Annotated in this window: 8 protein-coding genes and 1 pseudogene; 5 read left to right on the top strand and 4 right to left on the bottom strand. The window is 65.7% G+C overall.

Annotated features, from left to right (window positions below; genetic code table 11):
- Positions 1-144 precede the first annotated feature (144 nt).
- Together AC628_RS20325 and AC628_RS20320 are read right to left on the bottom strand one after the other, a co-directional pair.
- Positions 145-777, bottom strand: coding sequence for an SCO family protein (locus AC628_RS20325; RefSeq protein WP_074128554.1), 633 nt, complete (start codon positions 775-777; stop codon positions 145-147).
- Positions 774-1,889 (bottom strand): MBL fold metallo-hydrolase, encoded by a 1,116-nt coding sequence (locus AC628_RS20320; RefSeq protein ID WP_074128559.1) that lies wholly within the window; start codon positions 1,887-1,889, stop codon positions 774-776. The genes AC628_RS20325 and AC628_RS20320 overlap by 4 nt, the downstream gene beginning before the upstream one ends.
- Before the next feature lie 220 nt (positions 1,890-2,109).
- Between AC628_RS20320 and AC628_RS20315 the strand changes: the two genes are divergently transcribed.
- Positions 2,110-2,817 carry a glutathione S-transferase N-terminal domain-containing protein gene (locus AC628_RS20315; protein WP_074128553.1) on the top strand — a complete coding sequence of 236 codons (708 nt, stop codon included), beginning with the start codon at positions 2,110-2,112 and terminating at the stop codon, positions 2,815-2,817.
- Between the two features lie 124 nt (positions 2,818-2,941).
- On the opposite strand, the gene AC628_RS20310 is transcribed toward AC628_RS20315, so the two are convergent.
- Positions 2,942-3,733 (bottom strand): crotonase/enoyl-CoA hydratase family protein, encoded by a 792-nt coding sequence (locus tag AC628_RS20310; protein WP_074128552.1) that lies wholly within the window; start codon positions 3,731-3,733, stop codon positions 2,942-2,944.
- Between the two features lie 89 nt (positions 3,734-3,822).
- Here AC628_RS20310 and AC628_RS20305 point away from each other — a divergent pair.
- Together AC628_RS20305 and AC628_RS45385 are read left to right on the top strand one after the other, a co-directional pair.
- A pseudogene (locus AC628_RS20305) lies at positions 3,823-4,417 on the top strand (TetR/AcrR family transcriptional regulator).
- A 145-nt stretch (positions 4,418-4,562) separates the two neighbouring features.
- Positions 4,563-5,750, top strand: a complete 1,188-nt coding sequence (locus tag AC628_RS45385) for a hypothetical protein (protein ID WP_074128551.1) — start codon at positions 4,563-4,565, stop codon at positions 5,748-5,750.
- A 116-nt stretch (positions 5,751-5,866) separates the two neighbouring features.
- Here the strand turns inward: AC628_RS45385 and AC628_RS20295 are convergent, their stop codons facing one another.
- The gene (locus AC628_RS20295; protein ID WP_074128558.1) at positions 5,867-6,541 is read right to left on the bottom strand and encodes an HAD family hydrolase; all 675 of its coding nucleotides are present in this window, start codon (positions 6,539-6,541) and stop codon (positions 5,867-5,869) included.
- A 327-nt stretch (positions 6,542-6,868) separates the two neighbouring features.
- On the opposite strand from AC628_RS20295, the gene AC628_RS20285 reads away from it, so the two are divergent.
- Positions 6,869-8,437 carry a DUF1800 domain-containing protein gene (locus AC628_RS20285; RefSeq protein WP_074128549.1) on the top strand — a complete coding sequence of 523 codons (1,569 nt, stop codon included), beginning with the start codon at positions 6,869-6,871 and terminating at the stop codon, positions 8,435-8,437.
- A complete protein-coding gene (locus tag AC628_RS20280) occupies positions 8,434-9,663 on the top strand; it encodes a DUF1501 domain-containing protein (RefSeq protein ID WP_074128548.1) in 1,230 nt (409 codons plus the stop codon). Before AC628_RS20285 ends, AC628_RS20280 begins: the two co-directional genes overlap by 4 nt.
- Positions 9,664-9,707 lie beyond the last annotated feature (44 nt).

Raw genomic sequence — 9,707 nt, 5'->3', positions numbered from 1 at the left:
ACGATGACCGGATATTGTCAGCCATCAGCCCGGTCCAATATGTCAGGCATCAACCCGGTCGGACACGGAGAACACCCCCACCCCGGCCCTCCCCCGCAAGCGGGAGAGGGGGCGCAGCTACGATGTGGCGACAGTGACGCCGCGTCAACGCGCCGGCGCGGCGAGCCTCGGCCGAATGATCTCGACCATGCGGTCGGCGGAGGTCCCCGGCGGGAAGAAGCCGAGATAGCTACCGCCGCGGTCCATCAAATAGATGTACGCGGTGTGATCGACGGTGTAGTCGCCGTCCTTCAGCGGCACCCTCGCGTAATAGACCTTGTAGGCATCGGCGACCTTGCGGATCGCTTCAGCGCTGCCGGTGAGGCCAATGAGGCGTGGGTGAAACATCGGCACGTATTCGGCGAGATGGCTAGCCGTGTCGCGCTCGGGATCGACCGTGATGAAGATCGGTTGCACCTGATCGCCGCCAGGGCCGAGCTTGTCGAGCGCAAGCCCGATCGCCTGCAGATCGGTCGGGCAGACGTCCGGGCAATAGGTGAAGCCGAAATAGACCAGCATCAGCCTGCCGCGAAACTCCTTGTCGGTGCGCGCATGGCCGGCTTGATCGGTCAGCGCGAACGGGCCGCCGACCGGCTCCCTGTTCCACATCAGGATGTCCATGATCTCGGCGGCCGAGCGCGCTGATTGCGCTGGCGCGTCGCCGGCCAGCGCTGGCGCCAGCGTCAGCCACAGGCCGGCGCCGGCGCACGCGATCGAGCGCAGTTTATTTTGTCTCATATGCCGAAGGAGAGGCGGCTGCCGGTGGTGGTGACCATCACCTTGTCGCCCATCTGAGCGGTCGCCTCCTGCACGAAGTTGAGCCCGGAGCAATGCATCGGGACCACGACATCGGGATCCAGCTTCTTGATCTCGGCGACGACCTCGGTGAGGTAGTCCTTCGGCGCCGGTCCGAGATGGAAGCCGCCGACGATCGCGTGCACCTTCTGGATGCCCGAGACCTCCTGCGCCTGCTTCACCGAATTGACGATGCCGACATGGCCGCAGGACGAGATCACGACCAGGCCGAAGTCCTTCACATTGAAGCAGGTCGCGTGCTCGTGGATGTGTTCGTCGGGCACGATCTTGCCTTCCATCTCGGCCGGCAGATAGTGGCTGGCGTTGCAGCCGAGCCCGTCCTTGATGCCGAACTCGACCCAGGTCTGCGGCAGCACGCGCTCGATGCTGCGGCGGGTGATCTTGCCTGTCGTGAAGGCGTGGCCGGCGATCACGGTCGGCGTCTCGCACAGCACGGTGGTGACGCGCTGCGCGGCGAGCTGGCGGCGGTCCAGCGTGCCGAAATCGGCGAACTGGCCCTTGGTCGGGGTCGGGCTGACGCGGTGGCAGAAATTATCCTCGCCGCCGGCATAGAGCTTCACGTCGGCCGGCAGCTTGTCGCGGAATTTGTCGAGGAAGCCGTTGAGGCCGCCGAAATGATCGTAGTGCCCGTGGCTCACGATCAGTGCGTCGAGCTTCGACGGATCGACGCCGACCAGCGCCATGTTGTTGAGCAGGACGTCCGGGGTATAGCCGTAGTCGAGCATCAGCGTACGCTGCGCGCCCTTGGCCTCCGACTCCAGCCACAGCGACAGGCCCCATTCATTGTGCAGCGAGCGCTGGTAATCGGCGTTGCGCGACGCCGGAACGATTGAGACGCCGTTGGCCTGTTTCGGCTTGAAGAAGATGTCGAAGCTGGAATCGACCAGGACGCGGATCGACAGCTTGTCGACGGTCGGCACCTCGATCGGCGCCGCGTTCGCGATCTCGACGCAAGAGAATGCGCCCGCGGCCGCGGCGCCCGCGATCGCCGCCGAGCCTTTCAGGAATTCACGTCGTGCCAAATCCCTTGTCATCATAATCCCCCTTGTTCTGAAAATTTTTCAATACGAAGCACGCGGAGCCTAGGTTCAATCGGGGCGCGGCTCAATCGGGCGCTTGCGTTGTTTGCAGATCACATTCGCGCGCTGTGCAATGCGCCGCCATTGACTTGGCTGCCGCTTTGCGCCCAACTTCATGCATTCGCATCTTTTTCACGGATGCGTCAGCAATCCCTGGAAATGCAGGATTACGCCCATGATCGACCTCCACTATTGGTCCACGCCGAACGGTCACAAGATAACGATGTTCCTCGAAGAGACCGGATTGGAGTACAAGATTTTCCCGGTGAACATCGGCAAGGGCGATCAGTTCAAGCCGGATTTCCTGCAGGTCGCGCCGAACAACCGCATTCCGGCCATCGTCGATCACGCCCCGAAGGGCGGCGGCAAGCCGATCTCCTTGTTCGAATCCGGCGCGATCCTGCTCTATCTCGCCGAGAAGACCGGAAAATTCCTGCCCGAAGATCTCTACGGCCGCTATGACGCGATCCAGTGGACGTTCTGGCAGATGGGCGGGCTCGGGCCGATGGCCGGGCAGAACCATCACTTCCGCAACTACGCGGTCGAGAAGCTGCCCTACGCGATCGACCGTTACGTCAACGAGACCAACCGGCTCTACGGCGTGCTCAACAAGCGCCTAGCCGACCGCGAATTCATCGCCGGCGACTATTCGATCGCCGACATGGCGAGCTATCCCTGGGTCGTGCCCTACAAGAACCAGGGCCAGGAGATTGACGACTTCCCGCATCTGAAGCGTTGGCTGGAGACGATCGGCAAGCGCCCCGCGACCGAGCGCGCCTATGCCAAGGCCAAGGAGGTCAACCCGAATTTCGGCCAGCCCGCGATCCGCACCGAGGAAGAGCGCAAGCTGCTGTTCGGGCAGACCGCGGCAGTGGTGCGGTAGGGCGAAGGGAGTCTATCCACCGTCATTGCGAGCGAAGCGAAGCAATCCATCTCTCCGGCATAACGGATGGATGGATTGCTTCGTCGCTTCGCTCCTCGCAATGACGGATGCGGAATGAGCCGGGTTACGCCCCCACATACGTCGCCGGCCGCCGCTCCTTCCACGCCGCCAGGCCCTCGGCGAGATCGCGGCTCGGCACCAGTGCGGCGAACTGCTCGCTCTCGACCAGGAGGCCCTCGGCAATCGGCATGTTGAGTCCGCGCGTCACCGCGGTGATGGTGGTAGCGACGGCACCAGGCGAATGCCTGGTGATACGGCCGGCGAGCTCGCGCGCCGCCGTCAGCAATTGATCGTGCGGCACGATGCTGTTGATCAGCCCGATCTCGCGCGCGTGCTCGGGCGGGAATGGATCGCCTGCCAGCAGCAGTTCGAGCCCGCGCTTGCGGCCCGCCAGCCGCGGCAGCCGCTGCGTCCCGCCGAAGGTCGGGGGCATGCCGAGCTTGATCTCGGGTTTTGCAAACAGCGCGCGGTCGCTGGCGATGGCGAGATGCACAGCTTCCGTGATCTCGCAGCCGCCGCCGAAGGCGAGCCCGTTGACCGCGGCGATGACGGGCTTCTTGAACGCCTCGAGTCGCGCGGTCATGGCTTGTCCCCGGCGGACGAAGTCGCGCACCGCGATGGCCGCTCCCTGTTTGACGCTGTCGGAGAATTCCTTGATGTCGGCGCCCGCCGAGAACGCGCGCTCGCCGGCGCCGGTCAGGATCACCGCGCGCACCGCGGCATCGCCCTCGATGCGGTCGAGTGCCGCCATCAGCTGATCGATCAGCGCGTAGTTCAGCGCGTTGAGCTGCGCGGGACGGTTCAGGGTAATCAGGGCGATCCCGTCTTTGATTTCGAGCAGGATGGGTTCGGGCATGTGCAGTCTCCGGCATTCGTATGTGTCGGAGTGGAATGTAGGGTGAGCGGCAATTTGTGTATATTCACTGGTTAGTATACATACGATGGATGCCCAGACCCTCCGAGCCCACCCGCGCGCGCATCGTCCAGGCGGCGAGCGCGCTGTTCTACAATGAAGGCATCCGCCGCGTCAGCGTCGACGAGGTCGCCGCCAAGGCCGGCCTCACCAAGCGCACGCTGTATTATCACTTCAAGAGCAAGGACGATTTGGTCGCCGCCTACCTCGCCGCGCGCGACCAGCCGAATCTCGCGCTGTTCCGGACATGGTTCGCGGAGGCCGAGGGCGGCCTGCCTACGAAGGTCGAGGCGATCTTCACGAACCTCGCGCGCTCGGCGCGGCATCCGAAATGGAAGGGTTGCGGCTTCCTGCGCACCTCGGCCGAGCTCGCCAACCTGCCGGCATCCCGCGATCCGGATCGGCGCCGCGCACAAGAAGAAGTTCGAGGACTGGCTGCGCGCGACCTTCGCGGAGCAAGGGATCGCCGACCCGCTCAAGCTGGCGCGGCAGATCCTGCTGCTGCTGGATGGCTCGTTCGCCGTGGTGCTGCTGCATCGCGACGCCAGCTACATGGAGACGGCTGGCGAGGCTGCGCGCACGCTGATCGAGACGGCGCGGGCGAAGCCGGGACGGAAACGGGGGTAGGGTACGAGTTGCATTCGGGCAACATCGTTCGGAAAGAAGGGTCGTTAACCTTCTTTTGCCATTGCGCGACCACGCCGAGAGCAGACAATCCGCATCGTCACATGCTTGCAATCTGGCTCCAGAAGAGCCCGTGGAGGCTGGGATAATGAATTCGCGGCGGGTGCGGGCGGCAGCGTTGAGCGGGACGGTCGTTCTGTCGGGCTGTCTTGTCTCGTGGTATGCGGCGTTCGGTTCGGCTGGCATCGAGAAGATCGGTGCGTCAGTTACCGATGCGTCAGTTACCGGTGCATCAGTTACCGGTGCATCAGTTGATGAGTCCGGCGCACCTGCTGTCGTCGCCGATGCCGTATCGGCGACGTCACCAGCAACTGCCACGTCGAACGCTGCCGTTGACGGCCCTCATGCACCGACCACGAGCGGACAGGAGGCGGTGGCGACCGCCCATGCTGCGCCGACCGTGCACGAGACCGAACCTGTCGTCGAGGCCGCGTTGACCAATCCGGCGCTGCCGCTGGACATTCAACCGCTGCAGGCGCCGGCAGCGAACAGGCCGGATCCGGAGCCTCGCGTGGTCAAGCCGGCGGTGGACTCCGTCGAAATCCTGGACGAGTGCTGGGACGTCAACGCCTGCATCGATCGCTATCTGTGGGCGCTCTATCAAAGGACGCCCAAGGAAGACACCATCAAGGTGCCGGAGCAAAGGCAGGTGACGGTCAAGAGAAAGAAGAAGATGGTGACGGTCACCAGAACTTTCACCAGGCTCGTCGATGAGGATTTCGCCTGGAAGGACACCAAGGCGGCCGAAAGAGCCGGCATGCCGATGATGGACTACGTCATGGGAGGCGTCGATCGGAGCTTCAAGCTGAAGCTCTTTCATGCGCTTCTCGCGGCGGAACAGGCCGGCCTGTCGCCCGGCATCACCAGCGCCTTCCGCGATGACTACCGCCAGTCGATTGCAAGCGGGCTGAAGGCGGCCAGCAACAAGTCGTATCACGGCGGCAGCTTCCGCGGCGGTTACGGCCATGGGCTCGCGGCCGATATCGTCAGCATCGACGGTGCGACACGCGACGACCGTTGGAGATCGTCGGAAAAGCTCTGGAAATGGGTCGACGCGCACGGCAAGGAGTTTGGTGTCGCGCGCCCCTATCTCGATTTTGACCCGCCCCATCTGGCGCCGATCGATGGCAAGGAATACGCCGCTCACCGCGGTGGCGGCAAAACGCGACAGGCTGCGCTGGACGCGAAGACGCGCAGCCGCCACGCGGCGCGCAATAGTCACGCCGCGGCGAAACGCGCAAAGACCGCGAAGTCATCGAAGGTGCGAACGATCTGAGCGGGATCGCGATGGTGCGTATGGTGGGTTAGCCCACCGGGTCTGCGCAAAGCGCGGTCCGATGGCGGCTCCGGCGTAACCCACGAGCGTGGTACCCGAATTGCTTGCAATGACGCTTAAAGCGCGCCGCGCTCCTGCAGCAGCGCCAGCACGGCATTGAGGTCGGGCAGCACGGCCGCGCATTTTGCGCGAGTCTCTTCGGTTGGCGGCGCCATGTCGGGGACCATCAGCGTGATCGCGCCGGCAGCATGCGCGGCGGAGACGCCGTGGTTGGAGTCCTCCACCGCGATGCAGGCCGCAGGTAGCACGCCGAGCCGTGCGGCGGCCTTGAGATAGAGCGCGGGGTCGGGCTTGCCGTGCGTCACGTCGTCAAGCGTCAGTAGCGTCTCGAAGCGGTCGCGGATGCCGGCGAGGGTGAGATGGCGCTCGGCCGTACGGCGCGATGACGAGGTCACGATCGCGGTCCGGCAGTCGGCGGCGGCAAGGCCGTCGAGCAGCTCGATCGTACCGGGCTTGAGCGGCAGGCCGGCGTTGAACATGCGATCGCGGGTAATGATGAAGGCGCGATTGACCTCGGCAAGCGGAAACTCAGTGCCGTAATGATCGCGCAGCATCGTCTCGCAGACCGGGCCGGGCAGGCCGACCATGGAATGGCACAGCGCGACGACGTCGTCGGTGTAGCCGCATGCATTGAGCGCTGCGACCAGGCTGTCGAAGTAAACCTTCTCGGTGTCGAGCAGCGTGCCGTCCATGTCGAGCAGGACAGCGTCGACGGTCCAGGGTGTGTTCACATGTATGTTCACTTGCCGCCCACCGCTGCTTGCTGTTCCGCCAGTTTCCGCAAGCATGCCGGGCACAGGCAGTCGGTGCCGTCGCTCGGCATCGGCAGGCGAAAGCTCTCGTCGGAGCACCAGCACGATCCCGTGAGCGAGCAGGAAAACTCGCTGCCGCAGGCCGTGCAGGCGAGGCGGCGCGGCGAGACTTGTTCGGAACGATCGGTTGACGAGAGGTCCATTTCTAACCGCGATTTAATGCACGAATTAATCTCGGGTTCATCCCGGACCGCGCTATGATGCCGGCAACTGATATAGCCGGGATAGGCCGTTAAGGGAATTCTGATGGCCCGTGATTCGCAAGCCGCGCTGATTGCCCTCAACCGGTTTGGATTCGGTGCCCGCGGCGGGGCGTCCGGCGACTTCATCAACGCGGCCTCCGATCCGCGCGGTTTCGTGCTGGCGGAACTGGCGCATCCGAACGGCGCGCTGCTCGAAGTGCCGGGCCTGCTCTCGACGCCCGAGCTCGGCAGGCAGGTGTTCGACTATCAGTTCGAGATCCAGCAGGCGCGCAACGCCGCGAAAGCCGCGCAGCAAGGCGCGAGCGAGACGCCGCCGCAGGGGCCGGATGCGAAGCCACAGCAGCGGCGCAATCTGTCGCTGCCGTCAGCCGCCAAGGAGATCGCGGGGAAGGACCCGGCGATGCAGCCGCAGGCCGCCGATGGCGCCAATGCGGCGATGACGCCGTCCGCCGCGATGCAGCCACAGGCTGGTCCACCGAAGCCGCCGGCGCAGCCGCTCAACATCATCCAGAAGACGTTCCGCGCCGAGGCGCTGGCGCGGCTGCAACGCGGCGTGGTCGCCGATTGCGGCTTCGTCGAGCGGCTCGTGGTGTTCTGGTCCAACCACTTCTGCATCTCCGCCAACAAGGGTGCGCTGGCGCGGATGTGGGCCGGCTCGTTCGAGCGCGAAGCGATCCGCCCGCACGTGCTCGGCCGTTTCTCAGACATGCTGAAAGCCGTCGAGCAGCATCCGGCAATGCTGTTCTTCCTCGACAACCAGCAATCGCTCGGGCCGGAGTCGCGCGCCGGCATCAACCGCAATCGCGGCCTGAACGAGAACCTCGCGCGCGAGATCATGGAACTGCATACGCTCGGCGTCGGCGGCGGCTACACCCAGGACGACGTCACGGCGCTGGCGCGCGTCATCACCGGCTGGACCTTCGCCGGCCGTCGTGGCCAGCTCGGCACGCCCGGCAGCTTCGTGTTCAACGCCAATGCACATCAGCCGGGGCCGCAGCAGGTGCTGGGCAAGACCTATGCGCAGGCCGGCATCGCGCAGGGTGAGGCGGTGCTGTCCGACATCGCGCGGCATCCTTCGACCGCGAAATTCATCGCAACCAAATTCGCCCGTCACTTCGTTGCCGACGATCCGCCGCCGGCGCTGGTGGCGAAGCTGCAGGACACCTTCACCAGGACCGACGGCGATCTCAGGGCGCTCGCCACCGCGCTCGTTCAGTCCAACGAGGCGTGGCAGGCGCCGCTGACGAAAATGCGCTCGCCTTACGAATTCCTGCTCGCCTCCGGCCGGCTGCTGGCGCGCAATCCCGAAGATCCGGGCCGTTATCTGAACGGCCTCAATCTGCTAGGCCAGCCGCTGTGGTCGCCGGCTGGGCCGAACGGTTTCCCGGACACCGCGGCGGCCTGGGCGGCGCCTGAAGGCATCAAGCTCAGGCTCGACATTTCGGCGCAGCTCGCCTCCCAGCTGGCCGACCGGTTCGACCCGCGCGACCTGCTCGAACTCGTTGCCGCGGATGCCGCCGCGCCGGAGACGCGGCGCACCATCGAGCGCGCGGAATCGCGGCAGCAGGCGCTGGCGCTGCTGCTGATGTCGCCGGAATTCCAGAGGAGATGACGATGGATTGCTCCGAGAGCCTGACGATGCAGGCGACGTCGCGGCGCGCGCTGCTGCTCGGCGGCGCCTCCTTTGCGGCCTGGGCCTACTTGCCGAAATTCGCGCGCGCCGCCGATGGCCGCGATCCGCGATTCGTCACCATCATCCTGCGCGGCGCGCTCGATGGCCTTGCCACTGTTGCGCCGATCGGTGACCCCGACTATGCCGGCCTGCACGGCGCGATCGCGCTGAAAGCCGATGGACCGAACGCGGCCGTGATGCTCGATCAGTTCTTCGGCCTGCATCCGGCGATGCCGGAATTCGCACGGATGTACCGCGCCAAGCAGGCCGCGGTCGTGCACGCGGTTGCGACTTCGTATCGCGACCGCTCACACTTTGATGGCCAGGATGTGCTGGAGAGCGGCTTCCCCGGTCCCGGCCGCGTGCAGTCCGGCTGGCTCAACCGCGCGCTCGAAGCATTGCCGAAGGGCGAACGGGTGACGAGCGCGCTCGCGGTCGGCCCGACCACGCCGCTGGTGTTGCGTGGCGCAGCGCCAACCGTCGGCTGGGCGCCGACCGCGTTGCCGCAGGCGGCGGACGACACCGCGATGCGGTTGCTCGATCTCTATCAGCACCGCGATCCGAGGCTGGCGAGCGCGCTGACGCAGGGCTTGCAGCTCGAGAAGCAGGCGCAGGGCGATGAAATGAAGCCGAAGCCCGGCGGCGGCGGCGTGGCAGCGATGCGGCTGGTGGCGCGCGGAGCCGCCAAGCTGATGGCGGCGGATGACGGCCCGCGGATCGGCGCGCTCGCCTTCGACGGCTGGGATACACACGCCAATGAGGGCGGCCCGGTCGGCCGCCTCGCGCAACTGCTCGGCGGTCTCGACGGCGCGCTGGCGGAATTCCAGAGCGGTCTCGGCGCGCGCTGGCGCGACACCGTGATCGTGGTCGCCACCGAGTTCGGCCGCACCGCGCGCATCAACGGCACCGAGGGCACCGACCACGGCACCGGCACCATCGCGCTGCTCGCCGGCGGCGCTGTCAATGGCGGCCGCATGATCACCGATTGGCCGGGGCTGAAGGTAGCCAATCTCTACCAGGCCCGCGACCTCGCCCCGACCACTGACCTCCGCGCCGTGATCAAGGGCGTGCTGCACGATCAGTTCGGCCTCGGCGAGCGCGTGCTGGCGGATACGGTGTTTCCAGACAGCGCGCCGGCGAAGCCGATGAAGGGGTTGGTGGTGTGAGCCGCCACAACAATGGTGTCGTCCCGGCGAAGGCCGGGACCCAT

Origin of the sequence: Bradyrhizobium sp. NAS96.2, assembly GCF_001908235.1 — a bacterium.
GTDB lineage: Bacteria > Pseudomonadota > Alphaproteobacteria > Rhizobiales > Xanthobacteraceae > Bradyrhizobium.
This window is presented reverse-complemented; position numbering and strand designations above follow the sequence as displayed.

Excerpts from the sequence above, each read along its gene's own strand:
- AC628_RS20325 (WP_074128554.1), bottom strand. The coding sequence starts at position 777 with ATGAGACAAAATAAACTGCGCTCGATCGCGTGCGCCGGCGCCGGCCTG.
- AC628_RS20320 (WP_074128559.1), bottom strand. The coding sequence starts at position 1,889 with ATGACAAGGGATTTGGCACGACGTGAATTCCTGAAAGGCTCGGCGGCG.
- AC628_RS20315 (WP_074128553.1), top strand. The coding sequence starts at position 2,110 with ATGATCGACCTCCACTATTGGTCCACGCCGAACGGTCACAAGATAACG.
- AC628_RS20310 (WP_074128552.1), bottom strand. The coding sequence starts at position 3,733 with ATGCCCGAACCCATCCTGCTCGAAATCAAAGACGGGATCGCCCTGATT.
- AC628_RS45385 (WP_074128551.1), top strand. The coding sequence starts at position 4,563 with ATGAATTCGCGGCGGGTGCGGGCGGCAGCGTTGAGCGGGACGGTCGTT.
- AC628_RS20285 (WP_074128549.1), top strand. The coding sequence starts at position 6,869 with ATGGCCCGTGATTCGCAAGCCGCGCTGATTGCCCTCAACCGGTTTGGA.
- AC628_RS20280 (WP_074128548.1), top strand. The coding sequence starts at position 8,434 with ATGACGATGGATTGCTCCGAGAGCCTGACGATGCAGGCGACGTCGCGG.